13 protein-coding genes are annotated in these 21,897 nt (G+C 40.5%); 6 read left to right on the top strand and 7 right to left on the bottom strand.

The features are described 5' to 3' along the window. The 3 genes from Q4557_RS18100 to Q4557_RS18090 all read right to left on the bottom strand — a co-directional run. Positions 1-294, bottom strand: a 294-nt coding sequence (locus Q4557_RS18100) for a transposase zinc-binding domain-containing protein (RefSeq protein ID WP_303414495.1), incomplete at its 3' end; no start/stop codon positions are given. Beyond that, on the bottom strand, positions 291-500 hold the full coding sequence (locus Q4557_RS18095) for a tyrosine-type recombinase/integrase (RefSeq protein ID WP_303414500.1): 210 nt from the start codon (positions 498-500) through the stop codon (positions 291-293). The genes Q4557_RS18100 and Q4557_RS18095, both read right to left, overlap by 4 nt. A gap of 218 nt (positions 501-718) precedes the next feature. Next, positions 719-841 carry a hypothetical protein gene (locus Q4557_RS18090; protein WP_368506499.1) on the bottom strand — a complete coding sequence of 41 codons (123 nt, stop codon included), beginning with the start codon at positions 839-841 and terminating at the stop codon, positions 719-721. A gap of 1,130 nt (positions 842-1,971) precedes the next feature. Between Q4557_RS18090 and Q4557_RS18085 the strand changes: the two genes are divergently transcribed. The 4 genes from Q4557_RS18085 to Q4557_RS18070 all read left to right on the top strand — a co-directional run bounded on the left by Q4557_RS18085 (position 1,972) and on the right by Q4557_RS18070 (position 11,353). Next, positions 1,972-2,943, top strand: a complete 972-nt coding sequence (locus tag Q4557_RS18085) for a polysaccharide lyase family 7 protein (RefSeq protein WP_303414492.1) — start codon at positions 1,972-1,974, stop codon at positions 2,941-2,943. A 310-nt stretch (positions 2,944-3,253) separates the two neighbouring features. Continuing rightward, positions 3,254-6,292 carry a TonB-dependent receptor gene (locus Q4557_RS18080; protein ID WP_303414490.1) on the top strand — a complete coding sequence of 1,013 codons (3,039 nt, stop codon included), beginning with the start codon at positions 3,254-3,256 and terminating at the stop codon, positions 6,290-6,292. 63 nt (positions 6,293-6,355) lie between these two features. Continuing rightward, a complete protein-coding gene (locus Q4557_RS18075) occupies positions 6,356-9,955 on the top strand; it encodes a VCBS domain-containing protein (RefSeq protein WP_303414488.1) in 3,600 nt (1,199 codons plus the stop codon). Positions 9,956-10,435: 480 nt separating this feature from the next. After that, a complete protein-coding gene (locus Q4557_RS18070) occupies positions 10,436-11,353 on the top strand; it encodes a neutral zinc metallopeptidase (protein WP_303414487.1) in 918 nt (305 codons plus the stop codon). Between the two features lie 132 nt (positions 11,354-11,485). Here Q4557_RS18070 and Q4557_RS18065 read toward each other — a convergent pair whose 3' ends face one another. Beyond that, on the bottom strand, positions 11,486-12,367 hold the full coding sequence (locus Q4557_RS18065) for an NAD(P)-dependent oxidoreductase (protein WP_102435635.1): 882 nt from the start codon (positions 12,365-12,367) through the stop codon (positions 11,486-11,488). 604 nt (positions 12,368-12,971) lie between these two features. Then, a complete protein-coding gene (locus Q4557_RS18060) occupies positions 12,972-15,956 on the bottom strand; it encodes a TonB-dependent receptor (RefSeq protein WP_102476880.1) in 2,985 nt (994 codons plus the stop codon). 301 nt (positions 15,957-16,257) lie between these two features. Here Q4557_RS18060 and Q4557_RS18055 point away from each other — a divergent pair, with 301 nt between their 5' ends. Then, complete coding sequence (locus tag Q4557_RS18055) at positions 16,258-17,199, top strand: kelch repeat-containing protein (RefSeq protein ID WP_102476878.1); 942 nt, start codon at positions 16,258-16,260, stop codon at positions 17,197-17,199. Positions 17,200-17,358: 159 nt separating this feature from the next. Here the strand turns inward: Q4557_RS18055 and Q4557_RS18050 are convergent, their stop codons facing one another. Both Q4557_RS18050 and Q4557_RS18045 read right to left on the bottom strand, forming a co-directional pair. Further along, positions 17,359-17,856 (bottom strand): lactoylglutathione lyase family protein, encoded by a 498-nt coding sequence (locus Q4557_RS18050; RefSeq protein ID WP_102476877.1) that lies wholly within the window; start codon positions 17,854-17,856, stop codon positions 17,359-17,361. 262 nt (positions 17,857-18,118) lie between these two features. Beyond that, entirely contained in the window at positions 18,119-20,170 is a 2,052-nt protein-coding gene (locus Q4557_RS18045; protein ID WP_303414481.1) for a S9 family peptidase, read from the bottom strand. Between the two features lie 265 nt (positions 20,171-20,435). On the opposite strand from Q4557_RS18045, the gene Q4557_RS18040 reads away from it, so the two are divergent. After that, on the top strand, positions 20,436-21,698 hold the full coding sequence (locus tag Q4557_RS18040; RefSeq protein WP_303414497.1) for an amidohydrolase family protein: 1,263 nt from the start codon (positions 20,436-20,438) through the stop codon (positions 21,696-21,698). Positions 21,699-21,897: the final 199 nt, after the last annotated feature.

Genomic DNA, 21,897 nt, shown 5'->3' with positions numbered 1-21,897 from the left:
AGGCAAGGTAAACGTCACCATGTAATACTCCACGGGCAGGAGTTTAGCTTGCTGTTTGTTGAGCCACTCTGTCGTGGCGTTGTGCTGGCATTGAGGGCAACTGCGATGACCACATGACAGCGGGAAATCAGCAGTATGATTGCAGCCCTGACATGCCCACTGGCTGGTTCGCTCAGTATTGCTGCGACAATTAAGCATGGCGAAAATAGCTTGGCGCATGGATGATGTAATTTGACCATCATAAGCCTGATTAAAAGCGTCAAGGTGGTCGCGTAAAAGTTCAATGAACTTCATAGGTCACACTCCCACTTGAGCACCAAATTATCAGTCAGTTGGTTAACGGACAGAGCAGTATTTTTTCGAGTAATAGTGGTGAGGCGGGTATAACGGGCGGTGGTATTAAGGCTATTGTGACCGAGCAGGCTTTGCACTGAGCGAAAATCTAACCCTTGCTCTAACAGATGAGTGGCGTAGCTGTGACGCAGGTTATGCGGGCTGATGGATTTGTGAATATTACACTCACGAATAACCCGCTTGAGGGCTTTTTCCTTCTGATTTTAAAGTAAGTCCCGCCTTTATCTATCTTTGAGTCTGGCTGGCCATCTTTACCAGGAAAATCAGCCGTGGGTGGCGATGCGTTTGCCAGTAATATCGCAGCGCTAACAGGGTACGTTGTGGCAAGGGCACCAACCTGTTAATCACATGGATGTGATGTATGTCATTTTTGCAGGAGCAAAAAATGACCTTTACCACCTTTAGCGTTACGAATGTGCACCTGCATCATCTGTGAATCGATATCGCCAACCTGCAGTGAAATGGCCTCACCGAGGCGCAATCCCATACTGTATAAGGTGAGAAAGCACACTTGATATCGCAGCTTATGAGTAAGGCTAATAACGATAGTGACTTCTGTGGGCGTAAGAATATCAGGCAGTCTATGGACTTGTGGCGGCTTAACAATATTAAGCCACTGCCAGTGCTGGTCAAGGACATGTCGATAGACCTATTTACAAGTGATTGTGCAACCCATTACGGTCAAGTTTCACGGTGCTCCACGAATGTAAGGCAATCAAACTGGCAAAGTAGCGCTTCAAATCATCGATTGAAAGGTTATCAGGACATGCATCGAAATAAGCACTAATGCGCCTGACAGCGCAGCTTCGTTCAACAAGAGCATTAATGATAAATCACAATCAATACGAATTATCGTACAGCTTATAATCTGCATATTAGTTCTGAACTGTAATCTCATTACACTATCTATTGGTAATACCTATATAGAGAATTGGTAATAAACCTTTGTGAATTTAGGATACAGCTGAGTCACTGACTAACTTTGTTCTGTTATTTGGTAATGTTGTCATATCCATTGGTAGTGAATATAAAAACCATTCAACAATAACAGATCATTCCTCCTATAAGTTTCTGTTTATCATGTTCTTTTTGTTTTGTGAAAAATGTGTCAAGCCAATGCGTTAGTCTTTTTTATTCCCTTGTTACTACCAATTCTGGTTTTTGGTAATGTTTGCGGCACTATTTTGGTTGACAGTGATATGTTGTGTTGGTTATATTTTGTTTAACGCAAAGTTACAGGTGTGAACAAATTGTTAAGTATATGGGTGTGTTAGGTGGGTTGTGTGTGATTCTGTGCGTAACAATTAATCATAGCTCTTTGATCATATACAACAAAGAGTTCTGCTTATTTTTAAAACGAAATTAGATAATTTTTGCTGTTAATTTGAAGCAAAGTCTTACCTATTTTTATTAGGTTTTTCAGGGTTAGTTAAGTTCATGTGTAGGTGCGTCACTTCATGCTGCGCATATAGGTATTCTAAGTAAGCTATGAAAATAGTTAAGCCGAACAATACACGATCATATTCAACAAAGAGATCGTAAATTATAAAGGATTCCAATATCAACACATATAAATCTTACCGACATATTCAAAAGAAAATGTGTGACGTTTTCGCTGTGCTAGTTTTTGCTTTAGCTGTTTTTAGCGCATCACTCAATGCTCAGGAAATTGAGGAGAATACGCTTATTCCTAAGTCACACACTAGCCTTGCTGAAGGTGTTTTACTGGGGGATTTGTCAACACTCGATCCGCTTAAAAAGCCAGGTGAAAATTTTGACTTACTCGATTGGTCGTTAACCTTGCCAACCGATCTCAACGAAGATAAAAAAGCTGATACCGTCTATGAGAAATCATTAGGTAAAGGTTTTAACTTAAAGCCATTTTTTTATACAGCAGAAGATGGTGGCTTGGTATTCGCTTGCCCAAACGTAGGTGCCAAGACCTCAAAAAATACAAAATATGCGAGAACCGAACTACGCGAAATGCTACGTAGAGGTAATGTTCAAATTAAAACTCGTGGCCTGACAAAAAATAACTGGGTTTTCAGCAATGCGCATGGTTCGGCGAAAGCTAAGTCTGGGGGTGTTGAAGGCAGTTTGGAAGGGACTTTGGCAATAAACCGAGTATCTACCACAGGTGATAAAAAAAAGGTTGGACGCGTGGTCATCGGGCAAATTCACGCGACGGATGACGAACCTATTCGTTTATATTACCGAAAATTACCAGCCAACTCGAAAGGGGCTATTTATTTTGCCCATGAAATAAATGATGGTGATGATATTTGGATAAATATGATTGGCTCACGTTCACATACTTTGTCAGACCCTGATGACGGCATCGCCTTAAACGAAAAATTCTCTTATAAAATTTCCGTCGAAGATGAAGTGTTGTTCGTCACTATAATCAGGGAAGGTAAGCCTAATATTACTAAGTACTACGATATGAAAGATAGTGGTTACAGTGCTAGTAACCAGTATATGTACTTTAAAGCGGGTGTTTATAACCAAAACAATGGCGGCGCCGAAGGTTATTATGTGCAAGCCACTTTTTATCATATCCACAACATGCATAAAGGTTATAAGTTTTAGCGAAGTTTTTTATCAATATAAAATTCGTAACTCGTAATTCGTAACTACAATTATTGGTTATATTTTTATTTAAATTAATAGGTTAAAACTTTTGTTTGGGTTTCGTCTGTTGAAATTAATATAACTCTAATTTAAATATAAGAATTTAATGGCAGTAACCTGATTGCAATAATAAATATAAGAATTTAATGGCAGTAATCTGCTTGCAATAATAAATATAAGACTTTAATGGCAGTAACCTGCTAGCAATAAAAAATATACCAATATATGGCATTAACATGCTTATTAAAATACTAAGGGGAAGTACGGTATGTCGACGAAAATAAGTAAAAAAACAAAACCCATCCATAAAATAGGGAAGTTCAAGCTTTCACCTATAGCAAAATGGATGAAGCTTGCTGCATTTACTTCTGTAACCAGTTCTTTTGCATTTTCGGCAATAGCACAAGAAGCAGAAACTGAAAATCTAGATAAAGTTGATAATGATATAGAAGTTGTTGTAGTCACTGGTACACGTAGAACAATTCAAGACCAAATTGCAATAAAGCGTGAATCTACCACGGTTGTTGACGGTTTATCTGCTTCAGATATTGGTGATTTACCTGCACTTTCAATTGGTGAGGCGCTAGAATCATTAACGGGTGCATCATCTCACCGTGAAAATGGTGGTGCTACTGAAATCAGTATTCGTGGTTTAGGCCCATTCTTAAGTGCCACTCATATCAATGGCCGTGAAGCGACCAATGGTAGTGGTGACCGTTCAGTTAACTTTTCTCAGTTCCCATCAGAGCTGATGCAGAAAGTGGCTATTTATAAAACACAAGACGCTTCAATGATTGAAGGTGGGGTTGCCGGTGTTATTACCCTGGAGACACTTAAGCCTTTAGATTTTGCTAAGCAACGTTTTCAGGCTGAAGTAAAAGCTAACTACAACCCAGACCAAGCAAACGTTGACAATTCACTTCAAGATGATTTGGGCTACCGTGGAACACTCAGTTATGTTGATCAATTTGAGTTTGATAACGGCCAAGCATTTGGTTTGAGTGTAGGCTTTCAACGTCAAGATATTAGCCAGCCAGAAGCTGAATATAGAAGCTCAAGCCCAACGGGTTCATCTTTGTGGGCATGTTTGAATGATCCAACTGATACCAATACCGGTTTTTTCCGTAGCTCAGCAGGCGATTGTGAAGATGAAATTGTTGGCTCGAATAACCAAGGTTATAATAATAAAATTGATCCAGAAACAGGTCTTGCAGTCGATGATGGCAGGGAATACGCATGGACTGGCTCAAGCCGAAGCTTCCGTCAAAATGAAACATCTGATGAAAGAGACGCTTTATTCTTTGCTCTACAATACCAACCCTCAAATAAATGGGATATCAATTTTGATGCGCAAATTTCAGATCGTACCCAAGCAGAAGCGCGTCATGATTTAATCTTCTTACAAAAGCGCGTTACACCGGGTGTAACGGGACAGAATCTGATCACAAACGATGTTGGCGGTATTCTACATTGGGAAGGTGAAGAACGTATCGAATCTGCGGGCGAGCAATTTTCGCGTGAAGAAAATTATCGTGGATATGGCTTGAACGTTGAACATTTTTTCTCTGATGATCTAAAGATTAGTCTTGACCTTGGCTATTCTAAAACTAGCCGTGAAGAACTACAAATAACAAACCGAGGAAGAACGAGCTCTCGTCCTTTCTTTTCTTGGGATTTAGGTGAACATATTCCTCATTTCACAGTTACTGATTTTGATGTGACTGATATTTCCAATTTTACTGATAGCCTTCGTACTCGTATCGACAGAGAAAATGTCCGCGACAACGAAATTATGGGTGCACGCCTTGATATTGATTATATTCTAGACGGTGATTTTTTTAGTGGCGTTCAAGCTGGCGTTCGCGTTTCTGAGCTAACATATGTTCAATTTGGTGGCACGAACGGTAATGGCTCAAGAACTACATTTAATTTAGATGAATCTGCAACATCGGCCATCGACGTACTTGAAGGTTGCCAAATAGCCTTCCCTGAGACTGATTTTTTATCTAGTGTTTCTGACGGTGATATTATCACCCATGTTGACAGTTCAGGTAATGTGATAGAAAGCGGTACAGGCGCTTCGTGGGCAACTTACAATAATGAGTGTTTCTCTAAAGCAGTAGCAGCATCACAAGGCGGCGAATTCGCATACCCAGAGGTTACATACGAGAATACGGGCACCATTGACGTAACAGAACAAACTACCTCTGCTTATGCAATGCTTAACTACGACACTGAAATGTTTGGTAAATTTATTCGTGGTAACTTTGGTGTTCGTGTCGTGAATACTGACGTTACTTCTATTGGTTTTAGAGACACTTTTGACACTGTCACTGATCCGGCGACAGGTGTGGTCGAACTAGTAGCAAACGGTAATATTAAAAAGATTGAATCTGGCGGTGATTACACTGAAGTACTACCAAGTGTTAACTTAGTCGTTGATTATGATGACAATATTCTCCTAAGGGCCGGTATTTACCGAGGTATGTCACGTGCAGATCCTTCTGATCTAAGTTATAACCGTGAATTCCTAACCGATAACTCAGATGATCCTACATCAGTTGAAGACTTGTTAGTGGGGGCTCAAGGGGCTGGTAATCCTGAACTTCAACCATTAATGTCATGGAACTATGATGCTGCAATTGAATGGTATCCAAGCGATGACTCGATGGTAGCGTTAGGTGTTTACTACAAGCAATTCAATGGCGGTTTCCAACAGCAAACACAGTTAGAGACGTTTATCGTTGACGGTGTGGAAGTTTCTTTACCTATTACTAATTCAGTCACTACTGACGAAAGTAGTGACCTTTATGGTTTCGAAGCGTCATTTGCGTATCGTTGGGATTTAGGTATTGGTGTGAAGCTTGGCTATAACTGGGCAGATACAAACTATGAGTTTGAAGATAGTAACTACGGTAATACCTTTACGACTGATTTAGATGGCGTTGTTGTTCAGGATAAAGTAGGTATTGTTCCTCCAGCCTCAGTACCAGGATTTTCTGAGCATGTATTCAATGGCCAGATTTACTATCAAATAGGCGATTTTGATACTGCGCTTATCTACAAGTATCGTAGCGAATACTTCCAACCATACACTTCTAACGGCACAAGACTGCGTTATGTTGATGAGGCAGGTACTTGGGAAGCTCGTGCTGCATACAAAATCAATAAACACGTTCGTGTTAAAGTTTCAGCAATTAACTTGTTTAGTGAGCCTCGCAGTGATGACTTCTATACCCAAGGTAACTTGGGTCAAGTAAGTGATTACGGTCCACGCCTGTTCGCAGGTGTCAGCTTTAAGTACTAGCCAAGTATAGTACTTAAATAAAACAAGCTAAATTTGGAAAAGAATCTTTTTGGAGTCATAAAAATGAATAATAAATCCTTTATACCGCTCATCATTGCGACAGGTCTATTAGGTTGTGGCGGTGATGACGGTGCTGAACTAAATGGAAATACTCGCGGTAGTATAGCAATAACCGGAAGCAATTTTATCGCTGGCGAAACAATCTCTGCAGCAGCTACTGATGCTGACGGAATTATAGCTGATACACTTACTTACGTATGGTCAACAGGTGTTATTGGTACATCCATCACCATTACTGAAGCCGATGAAGGTTCAGTCATTTCTGTTTCTGCTAATTATACTGATGAGGCAGGTTTTACCGAAGGTGTTGGTGCATCTACACCTACTATCAATCCAACCTTAAATGTTTCTGCTAGCATTATTAAGGGCCCTATTGATGGTGCAACTTGTGACATATTTGAAGTTGATGATAGTGGTGCTGCGGTTCTTCCTGCACAAGCTGCTGCAACCTCTGATGTTTCAGGTGGTGTTACATTTAGCGACGTACACTTCGAAGGTACAGGTTTAATTGCATGTACTGGCGGTACTTATACGGACGAATCAACAGGTTTAACCTTAGATGCTCCTCAACTAAGATCTGTAGTGAATGTAGTTGAAAATATAGTAGAGACTGATGCAGCGGGTCTGGAAACTATACTACCACCACCTACCTATGTTGTTTCTCCTTTAACCGAAATGGCTGTTCAAAACGCGGGTAGTGATTTAAACCAGTTTGCTGACGAAGCTAAAATAATTAATGCTCGTTTTGGTATTCGTTTTGATACAACAGAAGTGCTTCCTACTTTAGTTGGTACTGTTGAACTTGGCGCTGATGGTGCTGAAGATGCTGATAGATATGGTTCTGTGCTAGCGCTACTATCACAAGTTGATGCAGACAACGCAGACGCAGATTTATCTACCGTTATGCAAGATCTTGCAAGTGACGTCGCTGATGGTTCTTTTTCTGAAGAGTCTTTAGTGACACTTGAGACAGCACAAATTAATTTGCAAACTACTTCACAAGTTGCTGATTCAGTTGATGAAGCGTTACTTGACGTCATTGGCGCGTCTGTGGGTTATAACAATGACCCTGTTGCTGCAATCATTGAAGGTGAATTGGGCGGTACTGTTCAACATACTGCTACGCTTCCATTAACTGGTTCATTAACCATTATTGATCCAAACTTTCAAGAAGATGCTTTTGTTGCGCAAACTGATGTAGCACTTGATTATGGTACATTTAGTATCAGCGCTGACGGAAGCTGGTCGTATACAGTTAATACTGCAAACGAAACAGTGGCTAGCCTTGAGTTAGGTAATTCTGTAAGAGATTCAATCACTATCGCTTCTATTGACGGTACCACTGCTTACATTGATATTCGTGTTGCTTCGCTTACTCAGGTTGTAAAAATAAGCGATACAGGCGGCGATACGGGTGAGCTTAGATTTAGCGTTGATAACCTTCGTCAAGGTAAACTAAGTGCTTCTTTCACTAAAGAGGTTGCGCTTGGTAGTGATGGAAATATTAAAGATGCTTATATTACGCTTTATGGTTCTTCTGGTAGTTCTAGTGAATCGTTAATAGATTTACGTATTCAAGGCGAGCAATCTACACTTAACGAAGACGGTTCTGAAACTACAATAGACCCTCGTTTCTTTGTTCGAAATACTGACAGTGACGCTTACCCTGGAAATTTAATCACTGCACCATTTGTTGAAGAGCAGTTTTATGATGTAGAGATTACATGGGACTTAGATGCAACAGAACAAATTACCGTGACTATTGATGGTGAAGTAATTGGTGGCGGTTCTTTCTCTACTGCAGCGGTTGTTGACTCTGATTATACAGGCTTAGATCAGTGGTTCGCTGATGGTGTGAAAGCTATCCAATTTAGATTCGGTGATAATGATAGAACGATTCCTTTTGGTTCTTTTTATGTTGATAATATTGAGGTATTTTCTGATACAGCTGGCACAACAAGTATATTTTCAGATGACTTTGAAGGTTATGATGCAGGCGAAACTTTAGATGGTACAGACAGCAAGTATGGCTTAGCTATTTACTCAGAAGTTATCGTATTTGATGCAGGCGATGGCACAGTAGAACCTACGCCAGCAGTATTTTTTGATTTAACTGGAAGAATTGCAAGTAATGAGGCAACGGCAACAGGTGCTGTAAGTGTACTTGACCCAGATGTTGGCGAAGATTCTATTGTTCAGACAACCTTAATGGGTGCATACGGTACATTATCAATATTAGATGATGGCTCATGGACCTATACCCTCGATACCACTGACGCCACGATTGCTGCACTTGTTGTGGGAGAAAGTGAATTAGATACCTTTACGATTGAATCTTTTGATGGTACTACTGCTGAATTAGTAATCACAATCACTGGTACAGTTGTTGTTGCTACTGGAGATAATAATGTCGCTAGAATGGCTGATACCTCAACAGACGCTGATGCTGAATTACGTTTAACAACAGACCCACTTGCTGAAGGCTCTATTTCTACAACCCTTAAGTTACAAGCCATTGCTGGCTTTACCGCTACAGATGGTGTTTCTGAAGATAATACTGCTTATATTAGTGTTTACGGAGGCTCCGCTTCTTCAGGTAACTTAACGGGCGAAATTGTCTTTACTAATGATGGTACTGTTAAATACCGTGATGCAAATAAAGATCAGCAAATCATTGATGGCTTAACGTATACAGATGATACTGATATTGATGTAGTGCTTGAATGGACTGCAACAGGTTATTCTGTGTCAATTGATGGTGGCACAACGTTCTACGGCCCTTATGTTGCCATTAATACGGGCAGTGCAACACAAACCTATCAAATTCGTATTGGTAGCTCTTCGAAAGAGTCAGCAAAAGAATTATTAGCTGATGACATCGTCATTGCTGATGATACAGGTTCGGCAGTTCTGTCTGAAGACTTCGAGATATTTGCTGAAGGTGAAGATTTAAGCACGACTTATTCAAGCTCTGCTGAAGCAACCGTTATGACCATAGCGGGAAGTAGTGTAAATAAAGTTGCCAGAATGGCTGATACAACAACAGACGCTGATGCTGAATTACGCTTAACAACGGACCCACTTGCTGAAGGCTCTATTTCTACAACCCTTAAGTTACAAGCCATTGCTGGCTTTACTGCTACAGATGGTGTTTCTGAAGATAATACTGCTTATATTAGTGTTTACGGAGGCTCTGCTTCTTCAGGTAACTTAACGGGCGAAATTGTCTTAAGTAATGATGGCAGCGTTAAATACCGTGATGCAAATAAAGATCAGCAAATCATTGATGGCTTAACGTATACAGATGATACTGATATTAATGTAGTGCTTGAATGGACTGCGACGGGTTATTCTGTGTCAATTGATGGTGGCACAACGTTCTACGGCCCTTATGTTGCCATTAATACGGGCAGTGCAACAGAAACCTATCAAATTCGTATTGGTAGCTCTTCGAAAGAGTCAGCAAAAGAGTTATTAGCTGATGATATCGTGATTGATGATGCAACAGATACGGCGGTTCTATCTGAGGACTTCGAAAGTTATGCTGTAGGTGACGATCTAAGTACGATTTACTCTAGTTCTGCCGAAGCAACAGTGCAATAAGGCTAATCAACTCGCAGTTGTAAATTGATGTTTTAAACAATGTGTTAAAAATGCCGCTTATTGATAGCGGCATTTTTTGTTCTTATTTTGTAGACCAAAGTGTGCTATTTGAATGCGACTTTCGCTCTTTTAAAGGGTTAGTTGTATCCAACATTTAGCTTAGAGCTAATTTTATTGGGTTATTTTGTTAAACTCGATAAGTTGGCAGTATCAACTGATCAAATGAACCGCTTTCTATCTCATCAATTTTAAACTTATCTGGTTAGCCGAAACTTTTCTAAAACGCTAGGCTAGTTTAACTATGCTATGTTTATTGGTGCTGTGGTTGCGGCTTTCAGCAGTCTTTGTCGTTATATAGTCATTAGCCTTTAGTAACTAAAAAGTTAAGAGTGGGTAGGGCGTTCAGGCTTCCAATCTAGTTGAAAATGGCATTAATGATTTCTTTAAAGTGTATGTTTGTAATTATGTCGGGGTAGCGTTATGCGTTGGCGTGGAAAGCGTAAAAGTAGCAATGTAGAAGATCGTCGTAATACGCAAGTCTCAGGTGCTAGTGGCTTTGGCCGAGGTGGTGGGGGCATTTTACGACTGCTACCGATGATATTTAAGGTGCTTGGGTTTAAAGGAACCGCGATACTGATTGTGGGTGTGGGCGCTTACGGATTATTTACCGGCAACCTAGGTAATATGTTAGGTGGACTTGGGCTACAACAAGAAACCTCTACAGGTGTTTCTACCGCGCCATTAACTGAAACCGCAGCAGAAAGAGAGCAGGTTGATTTTGTGGCGGTAATTCTTGCTGATACGGAAGAAACTTGGAGCAGGTTATTTCAGCAGCGGGGCATGACCTATCAAGAGCCAAGTTTAGTGTTGTTTCGTGATGCAGTAAAATCAGCTTGTGGTATGGCACAGTCTGCTATGGGGCCATTTTATTGTCCTGCAGACCAACAAGTTTACATTGACCTGAGTTTTTTTGAGCAATTAAAAAATCAGTTCAAAGCGCCTGGTGATTTTGCCCAAGCGTATGTGATTGCCCATGAAGTGGGTCACCATATTCAGACTCTGCTGGGGATATCCAGTGAAGTTCATGCCGCTCGCAGTAAGTTAAGCGCAGTTGAGGGCAATAAGCTGTCGGTTAAGCAGGAATTGCAGGCGGACTGCTTTGCTGGTGTTTGGGCAAATCATGCCAATAATAGCCGTCAGTTACTTGAAACGGGTGATATTGAAGAGGGCTTAACTGCAGCAAGCGCTATCGGTGATGATACCTTACAAAAACAATCACAAGGCCATGTCAGCCCAGACTCTTTTACCCATGGCAGCTCGGCACAAAGAGTGAAATGGTTTCAGATTGGATTCGCTAGTGGCAATATGGAAAGTTGTGATACCTTTAAAGGCAGTTAGAGAAAAGAATGTCGAGTAGTATTAAGCGAGTGAAAGTTTAATTGAAATAAAAAGCCGTTGATATTCAACGGCTTATTAGTGTTTAGTTTATAAAGCGTTTAACTTATAAGCTAACGATAAGTTAATGTCGAATTACTTTTCTAATTTAGTGAAGTAGTCGAAGATAACAGGTACGTCATTTTGTCCAAGGCCAGCATCAACACCTGCTTGAAGTGCTTTAGACGTTCCTTCAGCGATTGGTGACTCAGTACCTAAGTCAGAAACCATTTGTAAAAAGTAACCAAGGTCTTTGTTTGCATTGGCAACCGAGAAACCTAACTTCTCTTCGCCATCGACAGCATAGAACTTAGTGAACTGCATGAATGGTGAGTTAGAAGGGCCAGCAGACATAATGTCGAATAATTGCTGACCGTCAACACCTGCCGCTTTTGCAACTGCAAACGCTTGAGACATAGCAGTAACAGTAGTCATACCAATGAAGTTATTGATTAACTTAGTTGTGTGACCTGCACCTAATTTACCTAGGTGGAATACGTTTTCACCTTGCTCTTCTAAAACAGGTTTAACTTTGTTGAATGTGTCGATGTCACCAGCAGCCATGATGTTTAGAAGACCATCTTTAGCGTGAGCAGGAGTACGTCCAAGAGGCGCATCGATCATGCCACAGCCTTTTTCGGCAAGCGCTGCACCAATTTTGATAGTAGAAGCAGGGATAGAAGTTCCGAAGTCTACTAATGTAGTACCTTCTTTCATTCCGGCTAGAACACCATCTTCACCGTATACAATTTTTTCAACAACTGCAGAAGTTGTTAGACAGAATTGAACGATATCAGAAGCCGCTGCTAATTCTTTACCAGAAGTGAATTGGGTAGCATTGCCACGAGCAAGAACTGCATCAACTGCATCTTGGTTAAGATCCATAACGTTAACTTGGTAACCACGTGTTTGTAGGTTTTCAACCATGTTGCCGCCCATAAGGCCAAGACCGATGAATCCGATGACTGGTTTTGTCATTTCTAACTCCTAAATATATTGATATATGCTTATCTGAATTGAAAGTTGCTCACCTTAATATGAAGGTGGGCAATGTTATTTATATAAAAAGTGCTCTAGAGCTCAGGCTAGTTAACTTATTAGCTCTATTTAAGAATTAACTCTTTATCTATTAATCGTGTCGTGTTTCTTAACATTAGATGTCGTTTACAAGGCTTTTATATCGCCCAATACTCACTTACCAATTTGTATTACAATATGGTAGGTATAGTCGTTACCTTTGTCAACCAAACACTATTTGTTCTCTTGCAAAAGTGTGACTAAAAAAGGGTTGGCTGTTATTTTGAGCAAAAACACTCGAAAATGAATTTTTGTGTAACCTAAATCTCATTAATGTTTTTATTCAACTACTTGCTCTGTTCTGCTTGTGTATTGAATGTGTCATTACTGAACAGTTAAGTGCTAAATATATTTCGGTATAAGACTGAAAGTCTATAAAGCAGAGCTTTTAGTCTTAATCGGAATATTGATTAATCTACATTTTGTATTATCTATGTGACCTTTAATTTGTCTTTTATGAGAAAAGAGCCTATCAACTGATAGGCTCTACATTACCATGTTCTCATTAGAACTTAGCGCGAACACCGACAGTGTAGCGACGATCCGCTTCACTGTATTTCCACACTGAATCCAGTTCAGTGGTGTATTCAATTGGTTCGCCTGTGAGGTTTACCACATTGCCTACAATGGTGAAGTTATCATTGATATCCCAACTTGCTGAGAAATCAAGTTGACCACGTGCTTCACGGTAGTTATTACCAACAGTTGCATCATAATTATCAGAGGTAGGATCATTTTGGTTAAAGACGTTATAACCTAATGCGCCGACAGTTTGAACACGTTTTTCTGCTTGTGAGTATAAGTAACGGTCACGCCAGTTGTACGCTAAACGGAATTGCAATCCCTCATTTTCCCAGTAAATTTGTCCATTCGCGGTGTTTTCCGAAATGTTCAATAATGGGTTACCATCAGGTTGTTCACTATCTGCATAGGTGTAGTTGGCATTGACACCGAAGCCAGACCATAAGCCTGGTAATGAGGTAAATTGTTGTTGGTAACCTAGTTCAATACCTTGAACACTACCACTACCACCGTTAACATCAGTGTCGACCACAATACCTGTTTGGCCTGCAGCTTTTTGAGCATCAACATAAGCTAAGCCTTGATCTTCTGTAGCAAAGTTAACATCACCTTGGCTTTGACCTGCTGTATCAAGTAAACAAATGTTGCCCCATTCAGTGGTATTTTGTCCTGAAACCGTATTGGCATCAGCTAAACAGCTACTGTCGGTTTGAGTAAATGAGTTAACATCTTTGTAGAATAATGCTGCTGAAACGATACCGCCGTTACCAAAGTAATGTTCTACTGAAAGATCATATTGTGTAACACGGTAAGGCTCTAACTCGTATGAACCTTGAGTACCAGTCACTAAAGAGTTATCAATAGTTAACGAAGGGCTTAGTTCATCAAAGTCAGCACGGCGCATCACTTTTGCCGCTGCGAAACGTAATAAAGTTTCTTCAGTTAGGGTATATGTGACGTTTAAACTCGGTAAGAAATCTGAGTAATCATTTTTACCGGTATCAAGCACTTTATTACCGTTGGCATCGACTGATGCAACCACGCTTGATTCTAAGTCAGTTTGAATATAACGTCCGCCGACAACAGCGGTTAAATCATCAAAGTCTAAGTGAACTTGTGCGTATATAGCGCTGGTTGTTTCATTAATCTCTTTATAGGCACTTGAATCTTCGACCATATTATCGGCTAAAGTACCGTTCATTGCATATGATGTATCTTGCAACATCTGTTGAACTAACGCATAAGTTTGTTCGGTATTTTGCAATTGGTCAGCGTCATATACATTATATGTCAACATATCATTTTGACCGGCAATGCCTGTTTGGTCGAATGAGTTACTCATGTTAACCACATTCATGCTGTCGCTAAGCAGTGGGTTGTCAATCCAAATAGGGCTATATAAACCATCAGCGTTGGTGGCTTTTTTATATGAGTCCTTAAGGGTAGTGCCATTAGGTTTTAGGTCAAAACGGTTAGCAGAGTAATCTCTGTCAGTAAAGCGTACACCTGCTTTAACAGCTGAAACCCAATCGACACCAACATCAGAAATCTTAAAATCAAATCGAAGTGCTTGTTCTTCATTCTCAGTTTCTAAGGTTTTATGGAAAAACTCACGGAAAACTAAGTTATCAGGATTGGTTAGCATGCCATTATCAGCATAGGTGTAACCTGGGATACCACTGCCACTAAATGAACTACTCGTGCTGGTATGAGTGACTAGGTCAAGGGTTGGATCTGTACGTTCGATTGGACGTAAATTAAATTCATTGGCGGTTTGTTTTTCTTTTGACTTTGATAATGAATATTCGGCTGAAAGTTCAATATTATCAGACAGAAACCACTCACCTCCAATGGCATGTGAGGTTGAGTCTGATGTGGTAAAGTCACTCCATGTTTTAGGAATAACTAACACGCCATCTAGATCGTAATTGTGTAGTTGGCCATTGCTGTCATAGTAAGAGTCATCTCTAGCAACAGTACTACCACCCACATCAAGAATTGAATATGCTGATTGACCACCGTCTAACTTGGTGCCGTTTAAATCAAGGTAAATATTGGCGTTGGCACTTTCTGGTTCCCACTGTAGTGAGATACCCACAGCTGTACGTTCACGTTCTTCTGTTTTTTGTTCTGCCGTTGTTTGGGTTCTACGCAGGTATTTACCATTTGGTCCGCCAGAATCATCGACTGTGCCATCACCATTGATATCAATATTGTCTAGTAAATCAACTTTATTGAAGTACTCATCACGGCGTAATTCACGGTCTAAGTAAGATAAGTTAGCAGAAGCACCAAACGTACCGGCACTGCCTAAATCCCAATTATTACCCAGTCCCAATGTGAAGTTAGGAGCAATATTTTCTGTTTTATCTGCGTATTCACCATCAAGAGTAATAGCCACTAATGGCTCACTCAGTTCGAGTGGGCGAACCGTTTGCATATTAACTGTACCACCTAACGCACCTTCAATCATGTCAGGTGTTGGCGACTTAATGACTTCAACTGTTTTTAAGAAGCTTGAAGGGAAGTCGGATAAATTAATACCGCCACGACCAGGGCCTGCTGTAGAACGGCCGTTTAGTAAAATAAGGTTTTCTGATACGCCACGAATGGTAACTGATTCACCCACACCAAAATCTGTTGCTATTGAAACACCCGTGATACGTTGTAGCGCTTCTGCAATATTGTTATCAGGTAACTTACCAATATCTTCAGCGACAATCGCATCAACAATTCTATCATCGGTACGTTTTAGTAGATTAGCTGCTTTTAAACTACCAAATATGCCACGAACGGCAATGACTTCAATTTCGTTTGTGTCGCTAGCGTCTGCATTTGTCTGGGCTTCAGGCTCTGCTGCCATTGCCGACATTGATAACATTGCCGTTAATGTTGCGCCAAAAATACTAATATTATTTGCTTTGCTTCTAGCCCCAGTAAACATCGAACTTATTTTATTCAGCTTCATATTTCCCCCCAAGAAATCATTAATTTTTGTATGACCAATTGTTGTTCTTTTAATCGGTTGACACATTTATATAACATGTTACCAATAGTCGCAACCATTATTACCAAATTGTTTAATTTTGTTATACCAAAGTATATATTGGTAGCCGTGATTTTTGTAAGTCAGCTGAATAAGGAGTTGTATAAAGGAGCGGTTATAATCAGAATAGCTTAAATTTAAGTGAGTGAAAGTTAGATAACTCATTGACGGTGAAAGGATACTTCAATATTCTACGGCCTTCATAATTTAATGGATTAAAGACATGATGAAGCCAAAAATTAATTTTCTATTACTGCCGATACTTATTTTAATGATTCTTAGCGGTTGTAGTAGCAATCCTGTGTTACACCCTGAGCCCATTACCTTGACTAGCGCTCGATTTGGTCATGCCGCAGTCAATGATGGTCAAAACATCTATGTATTGGCAGGGTCTAACAGCACAGGTTTTCTTTCCGACATTGAAATCATTGAGCCTATATCAGGTAAAAAGCAGGTGTTAGCGAATAAACTCATCCCAAGAAGGTTTTTTTCTGCGGTTTGGGATGGGCAAGAGTCAATTTATATTATTGGTGGTGTCAGCTTTGAGGCCCAAAAATTTAGATTTGAACACCGCGTAGAAGTGTTTAATACCGTGACCCACCAAGTTAGCTTTGCCAAGCCGTTACCTGCACCAACAAGACGTAATAGTGCCGTTTTGTTAAATGGTAATATTTATGTTGTTGGTGGCTCATACCCTAAAAATGGTCAGTTAGCACCGAGTGGCTTAGTCGCTGTGTTAAATGGTGAGACACAAGGCTGGGTTAGAGCGGCCAATATGCCAACCACGAAAGAAACTAGAGCAGTGGTTCATGATGGTTATATCTATGTGGTGGGTGGCTATGATAATAAAAACTCATTAACAGCTTTTGAAAAATATGATCCGCAATTAAAAAAGTGGCAATCATTACCCGCTTTACCTGAAGCTATCAGTGCCCATTCAATGTCAGTGGTTAACCAAAAGCTGTTTGTATTTGGGAGTTATGACAATTTGACATTAACTTACGCATACGATTTTGTCAGTGAGCAATGGATGAAGATTGATATTGGTTATCAAGCCAGTAGACATAATGCAGCGACCACACTCGGTGACACCACTTATGTGATTGGCGGCAATACCGACATAAAAGGTCAATATCTGAAAGATATACAAGTCTTTAAATTGTAGTTTTAGCGAATGTAAGCTTATTCAGGCTGTTCACAGCTGAAATCAATCATGCCCCATCAATGGCTACTTTTTAAAGGTTTAGCGGACGGGGCATGTTTGAACTATCTACAATGGTCGATAACTACAGCTGATAACCCGCCTTTTAAAGCTTGATAGTCGCTATTTATAAGCACCATCAGAGTAGGTTAGTTCATAGCTATGTGAGTATATTTCAAGGATATTCCCGAACGGATCTTCCATGTATATCATGCGATATGGTTTTTCACCTGGGTAATAAAAACGTGGTTTTGCCATACGTTTTTTACCACCAGCAGCAACAATTTTTTCTGCAAGCCCTTCAACATCAGGATCTTGTACACAAAAGTGGAACACGCCGGTTTTCCAATATTCAAAGTTATCTTTTGGATTTTGCTGATTTTTAAACTCAAAAATTTCAACTCCAACTCTATCACCAGTGGATAGATGAGCAATGCGAAAGTGTTCCCAACCACTCCCAAATACATCAGTACACATTTCACCAATGGCGGAGTTATCTTCTTTAATTTCAGTGGGCGCCATAATGAGGTACCAACCTAATGTCTCGGTATAAAACTTTACCGCGGCTTCAAGATCGGGCACTGATATACCGATATGGCTAAACGTACGTGGATATGTCATCTGTGTTCCTTATCATATGAGAATTGGCATAGTTTATTACTGCTCAAATATAGCCAAACTATAGAAAGTTGCACTGAAGATACGGCTGAAGTGGTTTATTCGATCAACAGAAATCATTTAGATAAGGTGAACTAGGCTAAGGAATGCGTGTATGGAAGGTTATCGCTCTGGTATATAAATAAAAAGCCAGCATATTGCGGGGCAAAATATGCTGGCTTTATTGTGTTGCAGTGATTATCTAAATTGTGGTTTGTTTATTGATTTAGTTTTCAGTTTGATACTTTTCAAACCACCACAGTATATGGGCCACTTTCGACATCAAATTACTGGGCCTTTTATAAATTCCATGGGGCGCATCAGGAATTCGCACCATAGCAGTATCAATATTGCGTAATTTAAGCGCTTGATAAAACTGCTCAGTTTCAGCAATAGGTGTACGTTGATCTGCTTCACCGGTTAATAGCATTGTTGGGGTGGTGACATTACCCACATAGCTGATGGGTGATAATTTCATGTAATGGGCGCTGTCTTCCCACGGCATTTTCTCGAACCAGTTTTTAATCACAAAAGAGTAGATATCAGTTGTTAATACAAAGCTATACCAATTGATTACCGGTTTTGCGACCACAGCCGCTTTAAATCTGTCAGTGTGCCCCACAATCCACGCTGTCAGTACGCCGCCACCAGAGCCGCCAGTAACAAATAATGCATCTTCATTAATCGCATCTTGTGCGATAACGCCATCAACCACAGACATTAAGTCATCATAATCTTGGCTTGGGTAGTTATTATGGATTGTTTGAGCAAACTCTTTACCGTAACTGTCACTACCGCGGGGGTTAGCGTATACCACTACGTAACCACTTGCCGCCATCAGTTGTACTTCAGCTGAAAAGTGCGGTCCGTAATTGGTGACGGGGCCACCGTGGATTTCTAAAATTAGCGGGTATGTTTTACCGGCTTTTTTACCTGCTTCATAACCCGGCGGGTAAGCGACCCATGCTTGAATATCGCGCTGATCAAATGAAGATTTAACATTGAGCTCTTTAATGGTGGCCAAGGTTTTGTAATTAAGGGCGCTATCGCTAAGGCTGGTTAACTGCTTAGTTTTGCCTTTTTTAGTAATGGCGACATCAGCAGGGCGTTGTGGATTTGAATAGGTAAAGGCAATGGTGCCATCTGCAGCTACATCAAATTGACTACCTGTATATGGGCGGCCAAATGCTAATCCACCAAGGTTTTGTGCCACTACCTTACGTTTGCCGTTAAGGGGTTGATAGGCAACATAGGTTTCGCCATGGTCATGGTAATTAAAGTAAACTGCTTTACTGTTATCAGCCCATTTTATGCTGTTAATTGAACGGTCTAAATTGGCGGTTAATGAATGTTTACCTGAACCATCAATATTCATGATGTATAGCTCAGTATTTTCGTAATTTTTATGGTTTTGATCTGCACCTAAATAAGCAATATATTTACCATTTGGCGATACCATAGGGCTGATATCTGGGCCGACTCTATCGGTTAACTGAGTGACTTTTTTGGTATTGATATCTAAGCGGTACAGATTATTATCAGTCCATTCTAAGTCACTTTCTGCGCGCTTATTACTTGAGTAAAATAGTTGCTTACCATCCTGACTCCAACTTAATTGGCCATTATGATCATAATCACCTGAGGTTAATTGACGCGCTGAACCGCCATCTGCTGACATCACAAATATGTGGCTATTTCCGGGTTTACTAAAGCCTGCACCATCAAAGCGGTAATACATATCATCAATATACACCGCTGGTTTGGCCCATTCAGCGCCTTTTGGCTTGCCCGGTAATGACACTACAGATTTTGGTTTGCTAGCAACAAAACGGGTAAAGGCTAGTTGCTTACCATTTGGTGACCAAGACAAATTAGCTGGCGAATGAGCAAAGTGACTCATTTGTGCAGTGTCTCCAGTTTCTAGCCATTTCATATGGATTTGAGGTGCGCCACTGGCAGTAGAAATATAGGCTAACTTGGTATTATCTGGTGACAGTGTTGGCGAGTAATCGACATGCAGTCCATTCGTCACTGGAGTGAGCGTTTTATTTTTATCGACCTTCCAAATATTACCGAGTTTTTTGTCCGTTTGAATGTCCATATAATTACGAACAAAAAAAACCTCATCGCCATCCTTGTTGATGGTAAGGCCTGATGCATATTGCAGATTGAAAACATCTTCTAATTGCAAGGTTGAGTCAGAGTCTTGCGCAAACACCATCATTGACGCAAAAGGGGCAATTAATAATAGGCCCATGCTTTTATTAAATATATTCACTAAATTTAGTCCTTTTTGAGTTATTTTTAGCGATTTTAGAAAAGTCCTGTGCAGGTTTTTGTTTGCTAACACATGTATTTCATTAAACACCGAGTGAGTAAATTACCATATGTAGCGTAAATGACAAGCTGATGTGAATCGTTGTTTACATTTGTGGTGAATTGAGTATATTAAATGCAAATTAACTCTCTCTTAAATGGTTATAACAATGCTAACAACCACACCAATCAATAAAAGTTTCTTTAAAGGTCTCTCGCTAGTTGCGATGTCTTTAACCAGTTTATTAACGCACTCTGTACTCGCTGACACCAAAGTAATACATGCAGGTGAGCTATTAGCTTTGCCGGGTAAGGCGCCATTATCAAAGCAGACAGTGGTCATTAAAGATGGTGAGATTATCGCAGTAGAACAAGGGTTTATTGCGGCTTCAACCTACGGTAGTGATGCTCAGTTTGTCGATTTATCTGATCGCTTTGTGATGCCAGGTTTGATGGATATGCATGTTCATTTACAAATGGAATTTGGCCCGGATAATATTAGCGATACGGTAAAACTGTCTGATGCAGATATCGCAATGAAAAGTGTTCATTATGCTAAAACCACTCTGATGTCGGGCTTTACTACGGTGCGAGACTTACTCAGTGAGCCAGAGCAAATGTATGCCTTGCGCGACGGGGTCGAAAAAGGCTGGATTGACGGCCCGCGTATTATCGCAGCAGCGGGTGTTTCAATTACGGGGGGGCATTTAGATGTCGATGGCATGGCGCCGGATTTGTTAGCAATGAAGTCACCAATGACGATTTGTGATGGGCCTTTTGAATGCCGAAAAATAACCCGTGAAGCGATAAAATATGGCGCTGACGCTATTAAGGTCGCCTCTACTGGTGGGGTGTTGTCTGACACAAACACGGGTACTGGTCAGCAAATGACTGATAATGAATTAAAAGAAATTGTTGCTACAGCCCATGGGTTAGGGCGTAAAGTTGCCAGTCACGCACACGCTACGGCAGGTATCAATGCCGCACTTCGAGCTGGAGTCGACAGTGTTGAGCATGGAAGCTATGCCGATAAAGAAACTATCAAGTTATTCAAAAAAACGGGGGCGTATTTAGTTCCTACCCTACTGGCTGGTGCTACAGTTGTCGATATGGCTGAAACCTCAGACTTTATGTCAGCGCCCATCAAAGCCAAAGCGATTCGTGTCGGCGCAGATATGCTTGCCAATTTTGAAAAGTCTTACAAGGCAGGTGTTAAAATTGCCTTTGGCACCGACAGTGGTGTTTCTAAGCACGGTATTAATGCTCAAGAAGCAGTATTAATGCATCAAGCTGGCATGACCACCGCAGATATTTTAAAGTCCGCAACCGTTAATGCTGCCGATTTAATCGATATGAGTGACAAACTCGGCACCATAGAAGCAGGCAAATATGCAGATATTATTGCTTTAGATTCAAGCCCGTTAGACAACATTTCACAGTTACTTGATGTGGGGTTTGTGATGAAAGGTGGCAAGATTTACAAGCAGTAATAACCTCAACGGTAAACATTGCATAAAAGGCGCTACGGCGCCTTTTTTCTTGCTACAAGCTTCTAAATTATAAGGATTCAGTTACATATCTGATATTTAGTACGTAACTGGAAACTTAACAATAGAATCATTTCTTAATGGTAATTCAAGTCGAGTGACTTAGTGACTTAGTGACTTAGTGACTTAGTGACTTAGTGAC

Origin of the sequence: Shewanella sp. 5_MG-2023, assembly GCF_030547465.1 — a bacterium.
Lineage (GTDB): Bacteria > Pseudomonadota > Gammaproteobacteria > Enterobacterales > Shewanellaceae > Shewanella.
Note: the sequence above shows the minus strand (reverse complement) of the source record. Positions and strands in the feature narration are given on the sequence as shown.